Source organism: Marinobacter sp. (assembly GCF_048259445.1).
Lineage (GTDB): Bacteria > Pseudomonadota > Gammaproteobacteria > Pseudomonadales > Oleiphilaceae > Marinobacter.
Map to the genome: position 1 here is coordinate 23290 of NZ_JBLXHQ010000025.1, position 22753 is coordinate 46042.

General features: G+C 54.8%; 22 protein-coding genes. 11 read left to right on the forward strand and 11 right to left on the reverse strand.

Annotated elements, in window-relative coordinates:
- Nucleotides 1-78: 78 nt before the first annotated feature.
- Nucleotides 79-1893 (forward strand): sensor histidine kinase, encoded by a 1815-nt coding sequence (locus ACN0RL_RS15900; RefSeq protein ID WP_417518546.1) that lies wholly within the window; start codon nt 79-81, stop codon nt 1891-1893.
- Nucleotides 1890-3242: a sigma-54-dependent transcriptional regulator gene (locus ACN0RL_RS15905; protein ID WP_417518548.1), complete on the forward strand. Its 1353-nt coding sequence runs from the start codon at nt 1890-1892 to the stop codon at nt 3240-3242. Before ACN0RL_RS15900 ends, ACN0RL_RS15905 begins: the two co-directional genes overlap by 4 nt.
- 18 nt (nt 3243-3260) lie before the next feature.
- Here the strand turns inward: ACN0RL_RS15905 and ACN0RL_RS15910 are convergent, their stop codons facing one another.
- The 3 genes from ACN0RL_RS15910 to ACN0RL_RS15920 all read right to left on the reverse strand — a co-directional run bounded on the left by ACN0RL_RS15910 (nt 3261) and on the right by ACN0RL_RS15920 (nt 5966).
- Nucleotides 3261-4643 carry a PhoH family protein gene (locus ACN0RL_RS15910; RefSeq protein WP_417518550.1) on the reverse strand — a complete coding sequence of 461 codons (1383 nt, stop codon included), beginning with the start codon at nt 4641-4643 and terminating at the stop codon, nt 3261-3263.
- A 24-nt stretch (nt 4644-4667) separates the two neighbouring features.
- Nucleotides 4668-5159: an HPP family protein gene (locus ACN0RL_RS15915; RefSeq protein WP_417518552.1), complete on the reverse strand. Its 492-nt coding sequence runs from the start codon at nt 5157-5159 to the stop codon at nt 4668-4670.
- Between the two features lie 66 nt (nt 5160-5225).
- Nucleotides 5226-5966 carry an START domain-containing protein gene (locus ACN0RL_RS15920; protein ID WP_417518554.1) on the reverse strand — a complete coding sequence of 247 codons (741 nt, stop codon included), beginning with the start codon at nt 5964-5966 and terminating at the stop codon, nt 5226-5228.
- A 137-nt stretch (nt 5967-6103) separates the two neighbouring features.
- On the opposite strand from ACN0RL_RS15920, the gene ACN0RL_RS15925 reads away from it, so the two are divergent.
- Complete coding sequence (locus tag ACN0RL_RS15925; RefSeq protein WP_417518556.1) at nt 6104-7111, forward strand: DUF2804 domain-containing protein; 1008 nt, start codon at nt 6104-6106, stop codon at nt 7109-7111.
- Between the two features lie 82 nt (nt 7112-7193).
- Here the strand turns inward: ACN0RL_RS15925 and minE are convergent, their stop codons facing one another.
- The 5 genes from minE to ACN0RL_RS15950 all read right to left on the reverse strand — a co-directional run bounded on the left by minE (nt 7194) and on the right by ACN0RL_RS15950 (nt 9761).
- A complete protein-coding gene (gene minE / locus ACN0RL_RS15930) occupies nt 7194-7445 on the reverse strand; it encodes a cell division topological specificity factor MinE (protein WP_071266111.1) in 252 nt (83 codons plus the stop codon).
- 3 nt (nt 7446-7448) lie between these two features.
- On the reverse strand, nt 7449-8261 hold the full coding sequence (gene minD, locus ACN0RL_RS15935) for a septum site-determining protein MinD (protein ID WP_417518558.1): 813 nt from the start codon (nt 8259-8261) through the stop codon (nt 7449-7451).
- A 77-nt stretch (nt 8262-8338) separates the two neighbouring features.
- On the reverse strand, nt 8339-9097 hold the full coding sequence (minC, locus tag ACN0RL_RS15940) for a septum site-determining protein MinC (protein ID WP_417518560.1): 759 nt from the start codon (nt 9095-9097) through the stop codon (nt 8339-8341).
- Nucleotides 9097-9483 carry a HopJ type III effector protein gene (locus ACN0RL_RS15945; protein ID WP_417518562.1) on the reverse strand — a complete coding sequence of 129 codons (387 nt, stop codon included), beginning with the start codon at nt 9481-9483 and terminating at the stop codon, nt 9097-9099. The genes minC and ACN0RL_RS15945 overlap by 1 nt, the downstream gene beginning before the upstream one ends.
- On the reverse strand, nt 9483-9761 hold the full coding sequence (locus tag ACN0RL_RS15950; RefSeq protein ID WP_417518564.1) for a DUF1244 domain-containing protein: 279 nt from the start codon (nt 9759-9761) through the stop codon (nt 9483-9485). The genes ACN0RL_RS15945 and ACN0RL_RS15950 overlap by 1 nt, the downstream gene beginning before the upstream one ends.
- Nucleotides 9762-9888: 127 nt before the next feature.
- Here ACN0RL_RS15950 and dinB point away from each other — a divergent pair, with 127 nt between their 5' ends.
- Nucleotides 9889-10953, forward strand: coding sequence for a DNA polymerase IV (gene dinB / locus ACN0RL_RS15955; RefSeq protein ID WP_417518566.1), 1065 nt, complete (start codon nt 9889-9891; stop codon nt 10951-10953).
- 2 nt (nt 10954-10955) lie between these two features.
- Here the strand turns inward: dinB and ACN0RL_RS15960 are convergent, their stop codons facing one another.
- Nucleotides 10956-11528, reverse strand: coding sequence for a phosphatase PAP2 family protein (locus tag ACN0RL_RS15960; RefSeq protein WP_417518568.1), 573 nt, complete (start codon nt 11526-11528; stop codon nt 10956-10958).
- Complete coding sequence (locus ACN0RL_RS15965) at nt 11494-12714, reverse strand: glycosyltransferase family 4 protein (protein ID WP_417518570.1); 1221 nt, start codon at nt 12712-12714, stop codon at nt 11494-11496. The genes ACN0RL_RS15960 and ACN0RL_RS15965 overlap by 35 nt, the downstream gene beginning before the upstream one ends.
- Before the next feature lie 120 nt (nt 12715-12834).
- On the opposite strand from ACN0RL_RS15965, the gene ACN0RL_RS15970 reads away from it, so the two are divergent.
- The 7 genes from ACN0RL_RS15970 (at nt 12835) to glpK (ending at nt 21667) form a co-directional block, all read left to right on the forward strand.
- Nucleotides 12835-13872 carry an NADP(H)-dependent aldo-keto reductase gene (locus tag ACN0RL_RS15970; protein WP_417518572.1) on the forward strand — a complete coding sequence of 346 codons (1038 nt, stop codon included), beginning with the start codon at nt 12835-12837 and terminating at the stop codon, nt 13870-13872.
- A gap of 241 nt (nt 13873-14113) precedes the next feature.
- On the forward strand, nt 14114-14434 hold the full coding sequence (locus ACN0RL_RS15975; protein WP_417518574.1) for a hypothetical protein: 321 nt from the start codon (nt 14114-14116) through the stop codon (nt 14432-14434).
- A gap of 222 nt (nt 14435-14656) precedes the next feature.
- The gene (locus tag ACN0RL_RS15980) at nt 14657-16867 is read left to right on the forward strand and encodes an acetyl-CoA hydrolase/transferase C-terminal domain-containing protein (RefSeq protein WP_417518576.1); all 2211 of its coding nucleotides are present in this window, start codon (nt 14657-14659) and stop codon (nt 16865-16867) included.
- Nucleotides 16867-17334: an FKBP-type peptidyl-prolyl cis-trans isomerase gene (locus ACN0RL_RS15985; RefSeq protein WP_417518578.1), complete on the forward strand. Its 468-nt coding sequence runs from the start codon at nt 16867-16869 to the stop codon at nt 17332-17334. Before ACN0RL_RS15980 ends, ACN0RL_RS15985 begins: the two co-directional genes overlap by 1 nt.
- 176 nt (nt 17335-17510) lie before the next feature.
- Nucleotides 17511-18248, forward strand: a complete 738-nt coding sequence (locus ACN0RL_RS15990; protein WP_417518580.1) for a response regulator — start codon at nt 17511-17513, stop codon at nt 18246-18248.
- A gap of 64 nt (nt 18249-18312) precedes the next feature.
- Nucleotides 18313-19881, forward strand: a complete 1569-nt coding sequence (locus tag ACN0RL_RS15995; protein WP_417518582.1) for an ATP-binding protein — start codon at nt 18313-18315, stop codon at nt 19879-19881.
- Nucleotides 19882-20185: 304 nt separating this feature from the next.
- Nucleotides 20186-21667 carry a glycerol kinase GlpK gene (gene glpK, locus ACN0RL_RS16000; RefSeq protein WP_417518584.1) on the forward strand — a complete coding sequence of 494 codons (1482 nt, stop codon included), beginning with the start codon at nt 20186-20188 and terminating at the stop codon, nt 21665-21667.
- 8 nt (nt 21668-21675) lie between these two features.
- Here the strand turns inward: glpK and ACN0RL_RS16005 are convergent, their stop codons facing one another.
- The gene (locus ACN0RL_RS16005) at nt 21676-22749 is read right to left on the reverse strand and encodes an ABC transporter ATP-binding protein (RefSeq protein ID WP_417518586.1); all 1074 of its coding nucleotides are present in this window, start codon (nt 22747-22749) and stop codon (nt 21676-21678) included.
- Nucleotides 22750-22753 lie beyond the last annotated feature (4 nt).

Here is a 22753-nt window from a genome sequence, read left to right on the forward strand (position 1 = left end):
GCGCTTGTCCTTGCGTTTGTTCTTGAGAGCGCCGGGCTATACTCTGGCGTCCTTTAACGGTGTTTCGGGAACCGGGTTATGTCCTACCGGATAGGCGCGTTCATAGTCTTTGTAGTCACCCTTGCAGTGTCCTGGATGCTGGGTGGCTGGGTTGGCTACCGCCAGGTGGAGCAGGACAGCCTCGAGGAGTCTTTCCGCTACCGTCAGCTTGTCGGAAACGAGCTTAACCGATATCTGCCCATTCCTGAGCTTATGGCTGAGCACCCGCTGCTGGCAGCCGCCCTGAGTGCTCCGGACGACCCCGCCATTATTCACCAGGCCAATGAAGAAATGCAGCGCATGGCCACGATTGTGGGCAGCTCTGATGTCTATCTTATGGATACGTCTGGGCTGACGATTGCGGCCAATAACTACCAGCAAGCAGACAGTTTTGTGGGTCGGAATTTTGCCTTCAGGCCTTACTTTTATGAGGCGATGGAAAGCGGTCATTCGGCGGTCTACTTTGCTCTCGGGCTTATGTCGGGTGTTCGGGGCCTCTACTTTTCTCACCCGGTTCGTGGCCAGGGTTCCGGGATTCTGGGCATTGTTACGGTTAAAGTACTGGTGCATGAACTGGAGTCCCAGTGGCAAAGGCCAGCGGCCGTGCGTGAGGCAGAAATGGTGGTGCTGGATGAAGCCGGTGTCAGCTTCCTGGCCAGCAAGCCCCAATGGCTTTACAGGGATTTTACCGGCAGGGCAGAGGATGCTCCGGGTGAGGCGTCGCGCCAGCGTTATCCGGGCCGAGACCTCAAACCGGTTGCCCTGGATTATCAGGAGAAGCCCCCTGGCCTGTCTGGCTCCTCCGAGACATTACGCATTCGTGAAAATGGCGGTAGCCGGGAGTACCTGAGCGTTCGAACGCCTCTGCCCAGGCTGGACTGGACGCTTCAGGTTATGGTGAGCACCCGCTCCGTTATCTGGGCGAGGCTCGGGTTTTTGGCGGGCGGCATCGCGGTCTTTTTTGGTGGTTTTCTGGCCTGGCTCTACCTGCGTGAACGTTACCGTCGCGAAGCGGAACTGGCCCTCAGGGGCGAGCAGCTTGAGCTCAGCGTTGCGGAACGAACGGTGGATCTGGAGCGTTCTAACCGCAAACTGCTTGATGAGATACGGGAGCGAGAGCGAACACAGAGCGAACTGCGGGAAACTCAGCAGGAGCTGATACAGGCGGCCAAGCTGGCGGTGCTGGGGCAGATGTCTGCGGGCCTTAATCATGAGATGAGCCAGCCCCTTACCGCTATCCAGACCTACGCAAGAAATAGCCGCCGTTTCCTGGAAAAAGGTGCCGCCGATATGGTGGATGAGAACCTCAGTGAAATCGTACTTCTGTGCGACAAAATGGCGGAGCTGACGCGGCAATTCAAGGTGTTTGCCCGTAAGTCTGAAGGCCCCCCAACAATCGTTGATTTCCGCCTGTCGGTAGATGCGTCCCTGAAAATCATTACGGCACAGAAGAGCAGTGCGGGTGTTGATATTCAATGGGTACGCCCCGAGCATCCGGTTTTTTGCCATGGCGATCTGATCCGCATTGAACAGGTGATGGTTAACTTGCTTGCCAATGCTGTTCAGGCTGTTGAAGGTAAGGCGCAACCGAAAATCACCATAGACGTTGTGGAAGACGAGGGGAGTTGGCGCTGTTTGGTTCGGGACAACGGCTCCGGGCTGCCGGCAAACACAGAGCAGATTTTTGAACCGTTCTTTACCACCAAGTCGGTCAAACAGGGGCTCGGGCTTGGTTTGTCTATATCAAGGCAGATTGCTGATGCCTTGGGTGGTCGGCTTACCGGTCGCAATCGCAGTGATGCAGCCGGTGCGGAATTCGAATTCACTCTGAAAAAACGTGAGGCCACGGAATGACAGAACCCTCGGTGATCTTTGTGGATGATGAGCCACACATCCGTAAGGCCATTGCGCAGGCGCTGACGCTGGAAGATCTGCCTGTGCGCTGTTTTGAAAGTGCTGAATCCGGCCTTGACGCCATTACGCCGGAATACGACGGCGTGGTGCTGTGTGATTACAACATGCCGGGTATGGACGGGCTTGAGATGCTGAGCGCCATTCAGGCGCGGGATAAGACCATTCCCGTTATTATTCTGACCGGGCAGGGCGACATCAGCACGGCGGTTGCCGCCATGCAGCAGGGTGCCTATGATTTTATCGAGAAGCCGTTTAATCACGACGAGCTGATCGAACTGCTAAGGCATGCGTTGGAGAAGCGGCACCTCGCGCTGGAAAATCGTCGCCTGAAGGCCCAACTGCGCCATCTGGCACAGCCTGGCCCGAGGATTCTTGGCGATACGCCCAGCATGCGCAAGGTGATGGATACCATTGCACCGATTCTGGATATTACCGCCAACATTCTGCTGTTTGGTGAAACCGGCTCCGGCAAGGACGCTCTGGCCCGCTATATCCACGAAAGCGGACCGCGCGGCGCGCATAATTTTGTGGCGATCAACTGCGGTGCAGTGCCGGAGAATCTGATTGAAAGTGAGCTGTTTGGCCACGAGGCCGGGGCGTTTACCGGCGCGGATAAACGCCGCATTGGCAAGATTGAGCACGCCCACCGGGGCACACTGTTCCTGGACGAAGTGGAAAGCATGCCCATGCCATTGCAGATCAAGCTGCTCCGAGTGCTTGAAGAGCAGAAGGTCGAGCGCCTGGGTAGCAATCAGGTTCAGGAACTGGACGTGCGTATTATTGCGGCCACCAAAGCCGACCTCAAAACCCTCAGCGACGAAGGCCGTTTTCGTGCCGACCTGTATTACCGTTTGAATGTGGTGAAAGTGGATATTCCGCCCTTGCGGGAGCGCAAAGAAGACATCCCGATGCTGTTTCACCACTTTGTTTTGATTGCCGCCGCCCGTTACGACCGGGAAAGTGTTCCATTGGATGCCAGCCAGGCGGCTCGGCTTATGCACCACAGCTGGCCGGGCAATGTCCGTGAATTGCGTAACCTGGCAGAGCGCTACGTGCTGCTCGGCCCGGCGGCTCTGGATGAAGATGAACCGGCGGCCAAGGCCGATGTGAGTGGCCGTCGAACTCTTACCGAAATGATGGACAGCTTTGAGCATTCGGTGCTCACCAGCGCCCTCAACGCCTGCCACGGCAGCATCAAAGACACCATGGTGCAGCTTGGTGTTGCCCGCAAAACCCTCTACGACAAAATGAAAAAGCATGGCCTGGACAAGGCTCAGTTCAAAGACTGAGCCTTGTTCTGTCGGCTATTACAGGTTGGCTTCCGCAAACTCCGCAAGCAGTGAGCGCGGCACACCTTGCAGGTGAATGTGTCCGCCGTGGTTAAAGGTTTTGAAGCGTTCGGTCATGTAGGTCAGGCCGGAGCTGAGCGCGCTCAGATAAGGCGTGTCGATCTGCGCCAGGTTGCCCAGACAGATTACCTTGGAGCCGTTGCCTGCGCGGGTAATGATGGTCTTGATCTGGTGCGGGGTCAGGTTCTGGGATTCATCGATAATGATCAAACTGTGCTGGAAACTGCGGCCTCGAATGTAGTTCATGGATTTGAAGTGCAGCGGCACCTTGCTGAGAATGTAGTCCACACTGGCGGTCATGTTCTCATCGTCTTCGTGCAACGCTTCCAGGTTATCCACGATGGCGCCCAGCCAGGGCTCCATTTTCTCAGCCTCGGTACCGGGCAGGAAACCGATATCCTCATCCAGCCCCTGGGTTGACCGTGTTGCGATAATCCGCTTGTAGAGCTTGCTGGCAACGGTCATTTCGATGCAGGCAGCCAGCGCGAGAATGGTTTTACCGGAGCCGGCTGAACCGGTGAGGTTGACCAGATGGATGTCCGGGTCCAGTAGTAGATTCAGGGCCATGGCCTGATAGATATCCCGCGGAACAAGGCCCCAGACTTCTTCATTCATAAGATCGTGCTGGTGCAGATCCCTGATGACGATCTGGGTGTCGGTGATGTTGACAGCTCTGCCGATAAACCCCTGTTCATCAAGAACAAACTCGTTGATGTTGAGTTTGGCCAGTTCGCCTTCGCGCTGGAGAATGTGTTCCGTTATGCCTTCCCGTTGCACGGTTTCCACTTTGGTAATGGTGTCCCAGAAGGAGTTGGGAAACTCGATATAGCCTTTTGGCAGCAAGTCAATGTCATCAACCAACTGGTCGTTATGGTAGTCCTGGGCTTCAACACCAAAGCCACGGGCCTTCAGCCGCATGTTGATGTCTTTGCTTACGAGAATGATGTCCCGGGACTTGTGTCTCTCCTGAAGCGCAGCAAGGGTATTGATAATCTTGTTGTCGTTCAGGTGTTCGGGCAATGAGTTGCTGCCGGTGTGCTCGGTGCTCATCAAAATAGACAGTGTGCCCAGTGGCTCTGCCATTTTGGCTCGTACAATGGGTACACCTTTTTCAATATCCCCGGGGCTCGCATCACCAAGCAGTCGGTCGATGGTGCGGATTGCCTGGCGACAGTCAGCCGCCACACTTTGCTTGCCGGATTTCAGGCCGTCGAGTTCTTCAAGGACGGTCATCGGGATGATGACATCGTGTTCTTCAAAATTCAGGAGGGCGTTCGGGTCGTGGATCAGGACATTGGTATCGAGGACGTACATGGTTCGTTTGGCCGATGCTCTGGGCATAGGGGGCGCTACCTCTGTGGTGGTTCAGTTGTTACTGGCGCAGCGTTTCGTAAGCTCCTCATTCGAGACGATTTTCAGCATATCATATGTCGTTACAATGCCGGTTATCTTTGAATCTTTGGTGACAAAAATCCGGTGCAGGTGTTCGCGCATCATGATGTTGGCAATGTCGCGTACTGGCGTGGTCTCGTCAACAGATAAAACGATGGGTGTCATGATATCCCGGACTTCTACCGGCACTTTGCCCATTTCTTCAAAAAGCACCATGCGCAAGCGCCGTGCTTCCTGCTGGTCTTCTGCCGTGAGTTCGTTGTCTGCTTCAGACCGCTTGGCATTCCAGCGGAATTCTGTGATGTCCTTAAGTGTGGCAATGCCGACAATTTCGCCGGAGTCATCCGTAACGGGGCTGCCGGTTATTTCATTATCGGTCAGAAACCGGGCCAGGCGATCCATTGTCCAGGATTGGGGTACGGCCTTGATGCTGGGGGTCATTATTTCATATGCGAGCACGGTCATTGGGTGTTCTCTGCCATGTGAAGTCTTGCCTCAGAGCTTAGCCTTTCGTGCTCTGCCCGTCACGTCTCAGTTGGCTGCCGGTTGTCGCACATCAACCAGTTCGCCGCCTTCGTTGTACACCAGGCTGAAGCCCTGATAACGCTTCAGGGTTGTTACCCGCTGCAGCTCTTCCATGGAACTCAGCGGTATATCAACCAGGAGCGTATTCACCAGCCAGCCCGGCAGAGCGCCGTTAGGGTCTGTGTGTTGCAGCCATATCATCCGGGTTTTACGGCCTTCGGGAAAAAACCGGTACAGGGTGTCTGAACGATCAACTCTTACCCGGTTGCTGTTCTTTGCCCGCTTGCCCGGTGTGGCACTCATTTCCATGATGATTTCGCCGGAACTCTCGTTACCCTGAGTGCGAATGCGCAGAACATAGTCCCGATCTGTTACCGGCCATGGCATGTCGTTTACCGAGTAGACATAGCGATCGTGGAAGCTGTTTTTGCCCACGCCGTAGGACTCTGTGCAGTTAAGCACCCACTCCATACAGGATGCCGGATTGATCATAACGGCCATGACGGCTTCAATGGGTGCGTCGAGCAGAGCTTCAGCTTTGAACGCCTGAAAGCTGGATTCACCCCGGTCCGTGGTGTAGATACGAATGTCGCCGGCCTCCTTGCGCAGGCTCCATGCCTCGCTGCTTTCGGCGGGCAATGCCGCGCGGGCGGTCGCAGCAGCCATTGCAGAAACCAGCAGGGCGCAAATCACACCGCTGATGACTGAGGCCCAGCCTTTATAGCCATGGGCTCCGGTCTTTCTCATAAGCTACACTTCCTTATTGATCGTGAGCTGAGTCTAACATGAGGTGTTGGGCCCTTTAGCTTCCGAAGCGGGGGACTGTGAACCAGGTAACGGCCCGGGGAAACAGTTCGTAAAATCGGCCTGATCTGACAACGAACATGACCAATACAAAGCTGATTGATGCAAAGGGGCACATCTCACCGGGTGTGTTTAACCAACCGGTAGACGAAATAAACTATCTGGATTACGACTTGCGAACTGTAATGGATCGCCCGCGCTCGAAGCTGGCCCGGCGTTGGCGTTTCAACCAGTTCCAGTTTGTAAGTGCGACTGGCCCGGGGTGGGTGTTCGGGCTCGCGATTGTGGATCTGAAATTGCTGGGGAGTGGTTTTTTCTACCTGTACGATTTTGCGTCCGGACAAATGCTTGAGCAGAGTTTTATGAGTCCTCTGGCTATGGCAACCCGAATAGAACCTTACCCCGAGCATGGCTCAGCGTCGTTCGTTAAGGGGGGTGTTTCTATGCGCATCCTGCCTTTCGTCGGTGGGCGGTCCGTTTCGGTATCTGCCCCGGGGGGTATCCGCGTGGAGCTGACGCTTAAAGAGGATAATGATCCTCTGCGGCTTGTATGCCCTGCAGGCTACAACGGTTGGGTGTTTACCCGTAAGTCCGCGGGCTTGCCTGTAGAGGGTGAAATTCGCTGGGATCATCGTATCTGGCGTTGTGATGAGGCCACCCGTGGCGCCATTGACTGGAGCTGCGGCTTTATGCGCCGTGAAACCGCCTGGAACTGGGCGAGCCTGGCCGGGCAACTAGTGGATGGCCGCGCCATCGGGCTCAATCTTGCCGCTGGCGTCAATGAAACAGGCATGACAGAAAATGCGCTCTGGCTGGGCGGGCAATGCCAGAAGCTTGGTGCTGCCCGGTTTCGCTTTGACCGTTATCACCCGGGAGGCGACTGGCACGTGACCACCGAAGATGGGCGGGTTGATCTGCATTTTGAGCCGGCAGCAGCGCGCAAGGAAAAACTGAATGCAGGTATTCTGGCGTCTAATTTCCGTCAGTACGTTGGTATCTTTAACGGAACCATTATTGATGAGGGCGGCAAAAAGATTGCTGTTAAGGGCTTGAACGGCTTGGTCGAGGATCATTTCGCCCGATGGTAGCGGCCAGAGCTCAGTGCAGAACACCTGCCTGCAGAAAACGGGCAGGTGTTCTTGAGTGTCGGCCAGCCTGGCCTGAGTCGGCTCAGCGTTCCGGCAGGGTAACGTTCAGTTCCAGCACGGAGCAACTGCCATTACGGTCCACTTCAACCTGTACCATATCATCACTGATCTGGACATATTTGCGGATCACCGCCAACAGTTCCTGCTGCAATTGCGGCAGATAGTCGGGTTGATCGCGCTGGCCGCGCTCGTGGGCCACTATGATCTGTAACCGCTCTTTTGCCACATTGGCGGAGCCGGTTTTTTTGCCTCTGAAATAGTCGAGGAAACTCATCCGTCAGCCCCCTTTGAACATCCGTGAGAAGAAGCCCTTTTTCTGGTTGGTCATGAAGCGCTGTTCACGCTCCTCACCCAGAAGGCGTGCAACTGCGTCATCGTAAGCCTGGCCGGCATCGCTTTCGGTTTCCAGAATTACCGGCAACCCCTGGTTTGAGGAGTTGAGAACAATCTGGCTTTCGGGGATAACGCCCAGCAACGGAATGGCGAGAATCTCTTCGACGTCCCCTACAGAAAGCATTTCGCCGCGCTCGACGCGGTCCGGGTTGTAACGGGTCAACAGCAGATGCTCCTTGACCGGATCCTGGCCCATTTCAGCGCGCCGGGACTTGCTTTGCAGAATGCCGAGAATGCGGTCGGAGTCCCGAACGGAGGAAACTTCCGGGTTGGTCACTACAACGGCTTCATCTGCATAATACAAAGCCATCATCGCACCGTGCTCAATACCGGCAGGCGAGTCGCAAATGATGTAGTCGAAGGTTTCGGAAAGTTCGTTGATGACTTTTTCGACGCCCTCTTTGGTGAGAGCTTCCTTTTCCTTGGTCTGGGAGGTCGGGAGGATATAGAGCGTATCAACCCGTTTGTCCCGGATCAGGGCCTGGTTCAATGTTGCTTCGCCCTGTATGACATTTACGAAGTCATAAACTACGCGGCGCTCGCAGTTCATGATCAGATCCAGGTTGCGCAGGCCTACGTCGAAGTCAATCACGACGGTCTTGTGGCCACGTTTGGCAATCCCGGTGCTGATGGAGGCGCTGGTGGTGGTTTTACCGACGCCGCCTTTTCCTGAGGTAACGACAATGATTCTGGCCAAGGTTAAATTCCTGTTTCTCGGTGGATTCGTCTTGTCTGCCGGTTAAACCGGTCAAATTATTAGGTTCGATTCCGGTATCAGGCCTTATCCAGTGGCGTTACCGCCAACAGATCGTCCCTGAGCTGAATCTGTACAGCGTTTTTCCAGCCGCTATCCTGAAGATCTTCGGAGATTTTATAGTGTCCGGCAATGGACACAAGCTCTGCCTCAAGAGATTGACAAAAGATTCTTGCAGATTCGGCACCGTGGATGCCTGCCAAGGCCCTGCCTCGCAGTGGTCCGTAGATGTGAATGTTGCCTGCCGCCAGTACTTCTGCGCCCGCCTGAACCGATGCCAGAATAACCAGGTCGCCCTCTGGCGCATGGACTTGCTGGCCTGAGCGAACGGGCTGGCTGATGATCTTGGCCGGAACGACTGCCGGCGCCGCCTGAGGTGCCGGTGCAGCAGGGGACTCGGATGCTTTTTCAGGCGCGGCGCCGGTTTCATGAGCGCGGTCTCTCTGGCCGGTGCCTGGCATCAGGGCTAAAGAGGCCCCGCGGGCCAGCCGGCGCTGGTCGTTAGTGCCACCACGAACGCCAATTACGTGGATGTTGTTACGGCGGCAGGTACCGATAATCTTGAAAAAATCGAGTTCGCTGTCCAGGCCTTCGTACTTTTCCAGGCTGATGATGAGGGGGATATCCCGGAAAAAGCCGGGAGCCTGGCTGATCTTGTCCTTCAATATTTCTTCGAATTCGTCATTGTCAAAATAGTAGAGCTCCAGCGCTGTCATGGAAACGCTGGCGCTTCTCAGCTGGAATCCCTGTTTTACCCCGGGGGTGGAGGTGTCGCTCATTAATGGATCTCTTCCCTGGTATCTGGCTCGGATGGAGCTGCGCGCAGGCGCAGCGGCGCGGTGTCGAAACGGATGCCGGACCAGCCGGTGCTGATGAACTGCCGGATATTGCCATGGCTTTCTTCGGCGGGGTTATCCAGAACCTGCTGATAATGCTGCGCAAAGAGTTTGAGGGTGTCTGCTTCGTTAAGGTTGCAGTATTGAGCAATTCCGAATACCTGGCAGGACCCCGCGTTTTCGCCGGCAGCATTGAATACCGGGCCGTTATGGAAACCGGTGGGCTGATAGTGAAAATACTGTTCAATCAGCGCCAGAGTATCACCGAAATCTGCATGGCCACCATCCAGTGAGGCCAGATGGATACGCAGCGCACCATTTACATTCATTACTTGTGATCCTGCTTGGGGCCGGTCTGATTGGCCGCCTTCCACTCTTCATAAGGCATACCGTAGATTTCTTCGCGAGCGGCGGGATCCGATATCTCAAAGCCTCGCTCGCCGGCTTCTGCCCGGTACCATTTGGAAAGACAGTTACGGCAGAACCCTGCCAGATTCATCAGATCAATGTTTTGGACATCGGGATTGTCGCGCAAGTGTCCAACCAGGCGACGAAATGCGGCTGCTTCTATCTCGGTGCGTTCAGAGTCTGGAATAGAGTTTGTCATGGGGCCTCGTGATGATATCTGATAGTGACATTTGAGAGTGATCGTGGGGTTCCTGACATTCTCAGCATCTTACTTTAAGATACAAGGCTGTATAAATGTACAGAAACCCTACGCGAGCGCAGTCATTATGCCTCAACGCAAGATCATCCATGTGGATTGTGACTGCTTTTATGCGGCAGTGGAGATGCGTGATGACCCAACACTGCGCGATGTTCCCCTGGCAGTGGGCGGTGCGGATGGCCGGGGTGTTGTTACCACCTGCAACTATAAAGCCCGTGAGTTTGGTGTGCGCTCTGCTATGCCCGGCGGTGAGGCCCGGCGGTTGTGCCCGGGGTTGGTAACGGTGCCAACGGATATTCCCCGTTATCGGGTCGTGTCTCAACAGATTATGAGTATTCTCCGCGAACTGACGGATCTAGTGGAGCCTTTGTCTCTGGATGAGGCCTTTCTGGATGTATCCGATATTACCGATCACCGTGGCAGCGCCACACTGATGGCCCGTTACCTGCGCGAGCGGGTGAAGAACGAAGTGGGCATTACCATTTCTGCCGGCGTGGCACCCAACAAATTTCTCGCCAAGATTGCCAGCGACTGGCAAAAACCTGATGGATTGTTTGTAGTAAAGCCTGAAGATATCGACGATTTCGTTCGGGAACTGAAAGTTGAGAAGCTGTTTGGGGTGGGGCAGGTGACAGCGGCGAAGCTGCACGCGCTTGGCGCACAAACCTGCGGTGATCTTCAGGCTCTGGGCGCTGAGGTGTTAATCGAACATTTTGGCAAACAGGGGTATCGGCTTCACGAAATGGCCCATGGCCGGGATGAGCGCCCCGTGGTGGTTTCCCGGATTGCCAAGTCCGTGAGTGTAGAGCGTACTTTTTCCCAGGATCTGCCCGATATGTCGGCCTGTGAAACGGTGCTGGCCTCGCTGACTGCCGATCTCAACCTGCGGCTTTCCCGCAAGGGGCGGGTGAAGCCCATTCACAAACTGTTTATCAAAATACGCTACAGCGATTTTTCCACGCACACTCTGGAGCGCGTGCGGGAGAATATAAAGGAGCCGGCTTTTGAGGACTATCTGCCGCTTCTGACCGAGCTGGTAACCAACCGCGAGCGCCCGGTTCGGCTGCTGGGCCTGGGTGTGCGTTTTCGCAACGATGATGCGCCTGTTACTCAATTAAGGTTGTTCGACTGAGGTCAGCCGGGAAACAGGGTGAGGAAATCACTGAGAAAGTACAACGTTGAAAGGTAACCCATCAGGCTTCCAATCAGAGCGCCAGCTACAACGTCGGTGGGGTAGTGCAGTCCTAGCACAACCCGGGATGCAGCCACACTCAATGTAAATGGAAGGGTGACCAACGCCAATGTAGGTATGGTCGCGAACAGCATGGCCTGGAAGCACGCGGCGTGCAGCGTGTGTCCGGAAGGAAAACTGTAGCGATCTAACGGCGGCGTACCGCAATTAATGGAAGGGAAGGATATAAACGGCCGCTCGCGGATCAGTTTGTGCTTGAGGAGTTTATAAGTCAGGGTGCAGATCAGTCCTGTGAGCGTCATTAGCAGTGCCAGGCCGGCACCAGCCTCGGGTTCCAGGAAGGGGATAACTAAAATCAGTGCGTACCAGAACCATCCGTCACCCAACCGGCTCACCACCTGGAAGTAGTGGAGGAGTGCGCGGAATCTGACCATTCGATTGATGCGCTGGCAGAAAGCGTATTCGCGCTGATCTGCCGAGTCAAAGAAGCGAGATGCTTTGCTGCTTATTTGCATAGTATCGGGCCTTTGGGCTTTGGTTTAGCACGAGTTGCTCGAATTGTTCGACCTGCGAATTCCAGCTCAGTTTTAGAGCATCCAGCCGGGCCTGGTCGCGAATGCGGTTGAGCAGAGTTGGTTGGTTTACCAGCCGGAGAGCCCCGCTGATAAATCGCTCATCCATGGTCAGCGGAGCCTTTATGCCGTTTTCCTCGTGGTGGATGTGTTCGCGGGCTGCGGCGTCGTCGTAAGCAACGACGGCGAGACCGCTAGCCATCGCTTCAAGCACAACGTTTCCAAATGTGTCTGTTTTGCTGGGGAACAAGAACAGGTCGCCAGATGCATAATGGCGGGCAAGATCATTGCCACGCTGGATGCCACAAAAAATATAGTCGGGGTGTTTCTCTTCCAGCTGTTTGCGCATGGGGCCGTCCCCCACCAGCACAAATTTGGTCCGGGGATGCAATTTGCGTATGCGCTCGTAGCATGCCACCGCCATTTTGAGGTTTTTCTCTGCGGCTAGCCGCCCTACAAAAAGCACTGCGCGGCTGTTTCCGTCGAGTCCCCAGCTCTTACGCAGCGATTCGTCCCGCTTTTTTGGTGTAAAGCGGCTGCAATCCACCCCGCGGCTCCAGACGCCGGTCGACGTGATGCCCATTTTTGCGGTGACCTGTTGCATCTTTTTCGTGGGAACCAGGGTGATGTCTGTGCGGTTGTGGAACCAGCGGCCGTAGCTGCAAAGCAACTTTTCCAGAACGCCGACACCGTAATACCGGCTGTATTGGTGGAAGTTGGTGTGAAAGCCGGAGCTGACCGGTATGCCCATTTTTCTTGCTGCAGAGACCGCGGCCACGCCTAACGGTCCCTGTGTCGCTACATAGACTGTATCCGGTCGGTTCGTTTGCCAGAGTCGCCGGAGTTCGCCACCGGTGGTTATACCGAAACGCAGATCGGCATAGCCGGGCAGGGGCAGACCGGCCACAATATATTCCCGGGAAAACAACGCTTCACCAGCACTCGGCGTTAAGCCTTTGCTCTCATGGCGTTGCCGCGGGCGCACAACAGTGACCGTGTGTCCGTCTTGAATGAGCCCCTGGCAAAGTTGCTTCAGTGTGTTGGCAACGCCATTGATTTCCGGCGGAAACGTTTCAGAAACGATGGTAATGTGTTGTTCTCGCGGACTGGCCTGATTGCTTTTGATCACGATGCTTCCAGGAGTTGCTTTAACGTGTATTCACTATGAGAGAGCTGAGTGACAGTTACGCGACACTCCTGCGACATTTTCATTACTCGCTCAACAATCTGAAGCGGAGACGCTAACGCTATGCAAACCCGAAAGCTGGGAAGTACCGACATTGACGTCAGTCTGATATGCCTGGGAACCATGACATGGGGCGAGCAGAACACCGAGCAGGAAGCTTTTGAGCAGCTGGATTACGCCACCTCTGAGGGTGTGAATTTTATTGATGCTGCAGAAATGTACCCGGTACCGCCGCGGGCAGAAACCCAGGGGCTTACCGAGACCTATCTGGGCAACTGGCTGGCACAGCGCGGGCGCCGTGATGATCTGGTGATTGCCTCAAAAGTCGCCGGGCCGGGCAACGGATTGAGCTACCTGCGCAATGGCCCTCGTCTGACCCGCGATCACATCATCGAAGCTTGTGATGCCAGCCTGAAGCGCTTGCAGACGGATTATATAGATCTGTACCAGGTGCATTGGCCAGACCGCAACACCAACTTTTTCGGCAAACTCGGTTATGAGCATGACCCGAAGGAGAAGTTCACGCCGATCGAGGAAACACTGGCTGCACTCGGAGAGTTGGTTGATGCGGGAAAGGTCCGGCATATCGGGCTCTCCAACGAGACACCCTGGGGTATTATGGAGTATCTGCGCCTGGCCGGGGATAAAGGCCTGCCGCGGATTGCCAGTATTCAGAACCCCTACAATTTGCTGAACCGGTCTTTTGAAGTCGGTACCGCAGAAATAGCTCATCGGGAGCATGTTGGTTTGCTGGCCTATTCACCTTTGGCCTTTGGTATGTTGTCCGGTAAATACATGGGTGGTAAGTGGCCTGAAAAGGCACGCCTTACTCTTTTTGAGCGTTTCAGCCGCTACACCAACGGGGGGGGAGCAGATGCGACTCGCGCGTATGTCGAACTTGCCCACCAGAATAATCTTTCTCCGGTTCAGATGGCCCTGGCTTTTGTAAATACCCGGAGTTTCCTGACCAGTAATATCATTGGTGCCACCACCATGGAGCAGCTTCAGGAAAACCTGGGCTCGCTCAAGGTGACGCTAAGCCCTGATACTTTGGAAGCGATTGAAGCGATTCACCGGGAGTTTACCTACCCTTGTCCCTGATAGCAGACACGGTTAAGTAAGTGGTTAAGGTGCTGAATTATTTAGATTTAATTGTTCCTGCCGGGGCCGCTGTTACATCTTGCAATATAGAGGATCATTTTTTGACAAAAAGCGAGTAATCCCGTGACAAAAAAGCGGCGCAATTGTGTGCGGTTTCACATCTTTTCGCCGCTCAGGGGTTAGACTTTAGCCTATGGTATAAGTAAACTTCTACTTCGGTTGAAAGGTCATCGCAAACATCATGATTATTCGCATCTTTATCACATTGCTGGTTCTCAATGTCGCCGCGTTTGTGGTTCGCGCCGAAGCGGCTGAGCGCGGGTTTAATGAACTGAGCGAAATCATGACCACTGAAGACGTCTATGAGCTTCAGCAGCGGATGTCCGGCGATTTTGATGACGACGCCGATGCCTTTGCCGAAATCGGATCCCGCTTGCTGAGCTTGTCGCTGGTGCGTAGCGAGAATACGGGCAAACAATACGCCTCTCAGCCTGCGCAGGCCGACCATGGAATTGCACTTTTGAATGAAGGCGCCTGCCTGAATCTGAAGTGGAATTTCTGATCCCGATTATCGTACCCTCGCACTTTTTAGTCAGTAGTTAATCCCGCCTTCAGAACTTGCACGCTCGCCCTGAGCGATATGTTTTTCCTCCTCCGCATTCCTTGTCTAATCTGATCAAGGCCGGTTAATGGTCGGATTCATGATCTGATGCATTGTCTGATCACATGGGCCATGTGATGATCCTCATATTACAAAAGCTGGTTGACCAATGAGGATCCTGATATGGCGGTAAACAGCAATAAGCGTTTGGGTGACACGGAGCGTTGTGTGGATGAAGTTATCCGCCGGGTTGGCAAGAAGATAACGTTGGGCTTGCCCCTGGGGCTTGGAAAGCCGATCCGCTTTGTTAACGCGCTCTATCAGAGAGCAAAGGACGACCCGGAGATAGATCTGCGGATATTCACAGCGCTTTCACTGGTTGCCCCTTCAGGTAGTTCCTCTCTGGAAAAACGCTTTATGGGTCCGATTGCGGAACGCCTCTACGATGGCATTCCGGACCTGCAGTATGCCCTGGATGTCAACAACAACCGGCTGCCCCCCAACGTTCAGGTTTCGGAGTTTTTCTTCAAGGCTGGCAGTGCCCTCAATAACCGGAGCCAGCAGCGCCACTACATATCGACAAATTACACGCATGCTGCTCGCGATCTCATGGACCTGGGGGTAAATGTGGTCGCCCAGATGGTCGCGCCGGGCGAATTGCACGGTGCTCCGGGCTTGGTAAGCATGAGCTGTAATCCTGATCTGACTCTGGATCTGGTACCGATGCTGAGAGAGCTTGAGGCTGAGGGTTCTCCGGTAGCTATCGTGGGTGAAATCAACCGCCAGTTACCCTGGTTTGGTCGCGACGCGGCTATCGCCGAAGACCAGTTCGATATGATATTCGAGCACGAGACTTCAGAATATCCGATGTTTTCCGCGCCCCAGATGGCCATAAGCCCGGAAGATCATCTGATTGGCTTCTATGCCAGCACCTTGTTGAAGGATGGTGGCACCTTGCAGTTGGGCATCGGTTCGCTTGGCGCGGCGCTTGTGCACAGCGCTATTCTGCGCCACAAGAACAACGATGCCTGGAAGGCTGTTTTTGATTATCTGAAAGTCGCAGAGTACTTCCCCCTTGCAGTCAAAGAGGGCGGGGTCGGGCCGTTTGAGGAGGGACTTTACGGCTGCAGCGAGATGATGGTGGATGGCTTTCTGTATCTTCTGCAGGAGGGTATTCTCCGGCGCGAAGTCTATGATCATGCCGACCTGCAAACGCTCATTAATAATGGCGAGATTGAAAGCACTATCTCCCTGTCGACCCTGGATGTTCTGCGCCGAGAAGGGCTTATTGACTCGCCCATGCGTGCCCGCGATGTAACCTGGCTGACCCGGTTCGGGATTCTGCGAAATGAGGTTGAGTTCAAAGGTGGCCGGTTGCGGGTAGGTGACCATACACTGGATGGTGACCTGGACGACACCGAGTCGAGGGATGCGATTGCGACTCTGGCGCTCGGGGACCGGCTTACTGGCGGTGTTGCCATGCATGGCGGTTTTTACCTGGGGCCCAGGCAGTTCTATCAGTTGCTGCGCGAGCTCTCTGATGAGGACCGCAATCGAATCTGTATGACCAGTGTCAACTTTATCAATCACCTTTATGATCATCGCCTTGGAAATCAACGCCTCAAAGCGGCACAGCGAGTTCATAGCCGGTTCATAAATACTGCAATGATGTACACGCTCAGTGGTGCGGCTGTTTCGGACGGGCTAGAGGATGGCCGGGTTATCAGTGGTGTTGGAGGTCAGTACAATTTCGTATCCATGGCCCATGAGCTCCCCGGCGCCCGGTCCATTATTGCCCTGCGCAGTACCCGCAAAGCCAAGGGTGAGGCGGTATCAAATATTATATTCAACTACGGTCACTGCACGATTCCCCGTCATCTTCGTGATGTCGTTATCACCGAATACGGAATTGCCGACCTGCGCGGCCAGCCAGATGAGCAAGTTTATCTGCGCCTGATCCGCATTGCAGATTCTCGTTTTCAGCAGGACCTGCTCAGCCAGGCCCAGAAAGTCGGCAAGGTTGATGCAGCGTTCAGGCTACCGGAGAGCTGGTTGAACAATACGCCAGATGCCATCGCGAAGCTGTTTTCAGAGGCTGGCGGCAAAGAATGGTTTCCGGCCTTTCCTTTTGGTCGGGATTTTACCGATCAGGAGCTGGTACTGGGCAAAGCCCTCAAGAAACTCAAGTCTGAAACGGCGAGCCGCCGTGGTAAACTGTCGACCCTTTTGCAGGCTTTCCGGGCCAAAGATGAACAAGGCCGCTATACAGAACTCCTGCTACGAATGGGCCTGAACCAGCCTTCAGGGCTGCGTGAAAAACTGGATCAGCGTCTTGTGATCCATGGCCTGCAACTGACAGAAAACCCATCGGATACAGGAAGCTCGAAACCCTGATGCAAGATTCCCAAAAAAGACCTGACGTTTTTACGGTTCACTACGTGCTCAAGAACAAGATCGGCGAGCTGGTTGATACCTCGGAAGGCAGTGAGCCTTTGCACTTTCTTTACGGGAGCCCGGATATTATTGAGGGTATCCAGGAGGCAGTGAAAGACCGTAATGCCGGGGATTGCCTTGAGGTAACCGTGCCGCCTTCCATGGCCTACGGTGAGCACAGGCAAGATCTGGTTCGGAAAATTCCCAAGTCGATGTTTGAGGGCGTGGAAAATCTTCAGGTTGGCATGAAGTTTCAAACCAACACTGGCGACAATGCGCAGATTGTTCAGGTTATGGGAATCGACGGAAATCTTATCCGGGTTGATGCTAACCATCCGTTGGCCGGTTTCACACTGTATTTTGATCTGGAAGTTCTTGAGCGCCGTGAGGCGACCGACGAAGAAATTGCCCAGGGCCGGCCGTTATAACAAATGGGCTGGCTTCGTTGTGGTTGCGGTGAACCCGGCTCAGTGTTTGTGACCGGGTGTAACCGCCGGATTGTTCCATGTATATTTTTGAATAGCATGTATAATTGCTGTTACATCAGGTTGTCTGTATCGTCGGATGCAGAGAAGTAACTGAACCCGGAAAAATAAAATCAGAGATGGACCGCGTGGAACAGACGAACGAAAGTTGGCGAATTCTTATTGTCGAAGATGATGAGCGGCTGGCCGAGCTGACCCGGGAATACCTCGAGAGCAACGGCCTGGCTGTATCAGTTGAAACTCATGGAAGCCCGGCAGTCGAGCGCATCCGCAGCGAGCAGCCAGACCTTGTGGTATTGGATTTGATGTTGCCCGGTGAAGATGGCCTTTCAATTTGTCGCCGTGTAAGACCGTTTTATTCTGGCCCTATTATCATGCTTACTGCGCGCACTGACGATCTGGATCAGGTGCTTGGTCTTGAAATGGGCGCAGATGATTACATCGGCAAACCCGTAAAGCCCCGTGTGCTTCTGGCTCGTATTCGCGCCATGCTGCGCCGTGTAACAGAAAATGCGCAGAACAACGCGGATGAAGCGAACGGTGAAGAACCCACGCGCCTGCAGTTCAACGATCTGGTCGTAGACCGCTCCATGCGTGAAGCCTGGTTGAGTGATGTAAGCATCGACCTGACCAGCGCCGAGTTTGATCTGCTCTGGTTGTTGGCGAGTAATGCAGGAAGGGTACTGAGCCGGGAAGAAATTTTCACCGCCTTGCGGGGTATCGAATACGATGGTCAGGACAGATCCATTGACGTCAGGGTCTCCCGGATTCGCCCAAAAATCGGCGATGACCCAATCCATCCTCGCAGGATCAAGACGGTTCGAAGCAAAGGCTATTTGTTTGTAAAAGAAGCCTGACGATTCAGTCTCTATCGCCGGCCCGGGGTTTCCGGCCGGCGTATTCCTGCCAGGGTTCGTTGACATGCCCCTGAAGTTTTTCCTCAAGTTATACGCCCGCCTTGCCGGTCTTGCTGCACTGGTAATTCTGCTTTGTGTTGTTCTTTTTACGGGTATCAACTCCGTACGCTCACAGTTCTGGCATGAGCGATTCTCTGAGCCGTTGATGCGCTGGCTGGCTTCTTCGCCCGCACCGGAGCAGCAGTATCATTGGATGGTATCCCAGTACGACTTCAGGGTTGCAGGTGCCAGGGAGTTATCGCTCTCTCAGGTTGTTCGTGAACGACTGGGCTATGGTCAGGTTGTAGCCGTGGAAGATAGCCTGGGTTACCGGTTTCTGGTGACCGGGTTTCATGGGGAAGCACTGCAGCTCAGGACTTCCGAACCCTATCAGGATATAGCTGTCGCCTCCGCACAGATTACGCGGGTGCATCTCGATGCAGCCGGACCGGAGGAGCGGGACGAAGCCGTTGAGCGGTTGTCGGCAGGCCTGAATGTAACGGTCCTGAGGGTTCAGGGCCCCGGGGCCTTGCCGGGCGATGCAGTTCTGGACCGGGTGTACAGCCACGGTTCCGCTTTCTATCACGACAAAGGGGAGGGGCGGATTCTCGTGCAGCTGGCCGACGGCGAGCTGATTCAGATCACCCTTCCTGCTCCCTTCAACCCCTGGGCATGGCCAGTCATTCTTTTGCTAGTGGCGGTGTCAGGAAGTGTGCTGGCGCTATCGTTGCTTCTTGCGCTCCGCTATCTGGACAGCAACCTGCGCAAAGTGGAGTCTGTTGCAGTACGGATTGCACGGGGGGAAATGAGTGCTCGTGTAGAAGCAGGCGAGGGCACTATTGTCTCGCGATTGGCGGTGTCGTTTAACGGCATGGCGGAGCAAATACAGCGGCTTGTAAATGTTCAGCGCGAAATGATTCATGCGGTTTCCCACGAATTGAGAACCCCGGTGGCCCGTATTCGCTTTGGCGTGCAGATGATTGAGGATTGCCAGGGCCAGGAAGCTCTTCAAAAACAGCTTGATGGTATCGACGGTGATATCCAGGAGCTTGATGAGCTGATAGATGAAATCCTGACATATGCCCGCCTGGAACAGGGTGGGCCGATTTTTTCGCTACAGGAAGCCTCCATAACCGATATTGTTAAGCAGGTTGTAGCGGAGCAGCAGCGTGTTCGCCCGGCTCTGCGCATCGAGGGTGAGATCGATGACGCGACAGAGCATTGGGCTATGGCCGACGTTGAGCCGCGCTACATTCACCGTGCTATCCAGAATCTTGTGGGGAATGCCGGGCGCTATGCGTCGGGCAAGGTACTTGTTCGTTGCCATATTGATGAAGATCATTGCCGGATTGATGTCGAAGACGACGGCCCGGGTATTCCGGAAGAAGAGTGGGAAAAAGTGTTTACGGCATTTGCCCGGCTTGATGACAGCCGTACCCGGACCTCCGGTGGCTATGGGCTTGGTCTTTCTATCGTGCGTCGCATTTTGTACTGGCACAATGGCCAGGCGTTCGTTAGCCGGAGCGACAGCCTTGGTGGTGCGCGTTTCAGTCTGGTCTGGCCGCGTAAAAAACCGCTGGAGCCTGGTTTTTGATGAGAGCGTGAGACCTGTCTCACGCTCTCACCTGATGTAACAAAGTGGCTACACAAGCACTACTGAACTTTTTGCCGGCGACACAGATAATCGAAGCGTAAGGGATGACTTTTGATGTTGTGGTTCTTACGTATTTTCCTTGTTTCATTCGTCATTTGAGGACCGGTTTCCGGTCCTTTTTTTTCTTTCTTTTTTGTATACCCTGCACTTTCTCCCGGGTATCTTTCCCGAATCATCGCGAATCTTCTTCTTTTTGGGGACCTGCTGCTAGAATCCGGTAATCAGCCAAAGATCAGGATTCGTAATGACCCGATATCTGCTTGCCATCGATCAGGGCACCACCAGCTCCCGTGCGATTGTGTTCGATCAGAGCGGTACCAGCGTTGCTGCATATCAGCAGGAGTTTCCCCAGTACTTTCCCGGTGACGGCCGGGTAGAGCATGATGCCACCGAAATCTGGGAGAGCACCCTCGCGGTATGCCGTGGTGCGCTTAAGCAGGCTTCAGTTAACGCCTCGGAACTCGCCGGAATCGGTATTACCAACCAGCGCGAAACTACGGTTATCTGGGAGCGAGCGACGGGTAGGCCTGTCCATCGCGCGATTGTCTGGCAGGACAGGCGCACAGCTTCACTGTGCACCAAGCTCAAAACCGATGGTCATGAAAGTGCGGTCGTCGAACGCACCGGCCTGCTGATCGATCCTTACTTCTCCGCCACCAAAATCGCCTGGATACTGGATAATGTGGAAGGTGCCCGCACTCGGGCCGAGGCCGGTGAGCTGGCGTTTGGCACGATAGACAGCTGGCTCCTCTGGAATCTGACCGGTGGGCGCTCACACTATACTGACGCCAGTAATGCATCCAGAACCGCGCTGTTCAACATTCACGAACAGCGTTGGGATGATGAGCTGCTATCGCTGTTTCGTGTCCCGCGTTCATTGTTGCCCGATGTTCTCGACAGTGCAGCGGATTATGGTGAAACCGAACCCCAGTGGCTTGGTGCGCCGGTCATGGTAGCCGGTATAGCGGGTGACCAGCAGGCGGCACTGATAGGGCAAGCTTGCTTCAAGCCTGGAATGGCCAAGAGCACTTATGGCACGGGTTGTTTTCTGATGGTCAATACAGGCGCGAAAGCACTGCGTTCCGAGAACCGCTTGTTAACCACCGTAGCCTATCGCCTTGATGGCAAGCCGTGTTATGCGGTGGAGGGCAGTATTTTTGTTGCGGGTGCTGCCATGCAGTGGTTGCGTGATGGCTTGAAGCTGATAAGCCATGCCAACGAATCCTCTGTCCACGCAGAAACTGTCGGTGTGGAAAACTCGGTCTATCTGGTACCCGCGTTTACCGGGCTGGGGGCGCCCCACTGGGATCCGCATGCCCGTGGCGCCATCATGGGGCTGACGCGGGATACCGGGATAGGCGAGATAGTTACGGCTGGGCTGCAATCCGTTTGTTATCAGACAAAGGATCTGGTTCGGGCAATCGTGAATGACGGGGCAACTCTGGCGTCACTTCGTGTCGACGGGGGTATGGTAGTCAATGACTGGCTGATGCAGTTTCTGGCAGATATTCTGAACGTTACGGTTGATCGCCCCCGGGTCATAGAAACGACCGCTTTGGGCGCGGCCTATCTTGCCGGCCTGCAAACAGGTGTCTACGACAGCCTGGAACAGATCTCAGAGCTCTGGGAGTGTGAGCGGCAGTTCCACTCAGGAATGCGCCCAGCGTTGCGTGAGTCGCTGTACGCGGGCTGGCTGGACGCTATAGAAAGAGTCAGCAACAACTGATCTTTTGGTCAGCTGTTGCGTTCGAAAGCAATGAGGTGATCGGCTTCGACCCGCACCGGAACTGTCTCGCCCAGATGAAAGTCCAGGTGGCTTCTGAACAGCGCCTCAAATTCGGTATCTTCAGAGCAGCGGAACCGGTAAAGCGTGGAGGTGCCAGCAAAGGTCTTCTCTACAACTTTCGGGCGCAGCTCTGATTCCGCATCGTAGACAATGTCGTCAGGGCGGATAAGCACGTCTACCAGGGTGCCGGGGGGCCACTTGTAGGCCCGGTTTCCGTGAATAATGCCCAGCTCGGACTCTATGATGTCTGGCCCCACGGCTTTGCCCGGTATAAACCCGCCTTGTCCCACAAAGCTCGCCACGAAGCGATTAACAGGCTCATGGTAGAGGTTGTAGGGTACGTCCCACTGCTGGATTTTCCCACTCTGCAGCACGGCAACCTGATCGCACATTGCGAAGGCCTCCTGTTGGTCGTGAGTTACCAGGATGGCGCTGATGCCGAGGGTTTTCAGAATCTCACGAACGTCGAGGCTGAGCCTGCGGCGCAGATCTGTATCGAGGTTGGAGAAAGGTTCGTCGAGCAGAATCAGTGTTGGCTCTGGAGCGAGAGCTCGTGCCAGGGCAACCCGTTGCTGCTGACCACCCGAAAGTTCATGGGGATAATTATCTGCCAGATCCTGCAGGTGCACGACGTGAAGCAGTTCCATAACTTTTTGCCGCTTCTCGGTTTTGCCCAGCCCACGTAACCCGAAGCCTACGTTATCGGCAATACTCAGGTGCGGAAACAGAGCATAGTCCTGAAAAACCATACCGATGCGGCGTTTTTCCGGCGCCAGAGTGCGGCCGGGCAGGCTGATAGGCTGGGATTGCAAACGTATCTCGCCGTCGGTCAGTGGAAGAAAGCCTGCCAGAGCACGCAATATAGTACTTTTCCCGCAACCGCTGGGCCCGAGCAAGCAGCCGATATCCCCGTGGCTGAGCGCGAAGTTGACATCTTTTACAACAGCGTCTCCGCCGTAACCACAGGTCAGATTGTTTACTTCAAGCAACCAGTTGTGAGCGGTGTTTTCGGGCGAACTCATAAAT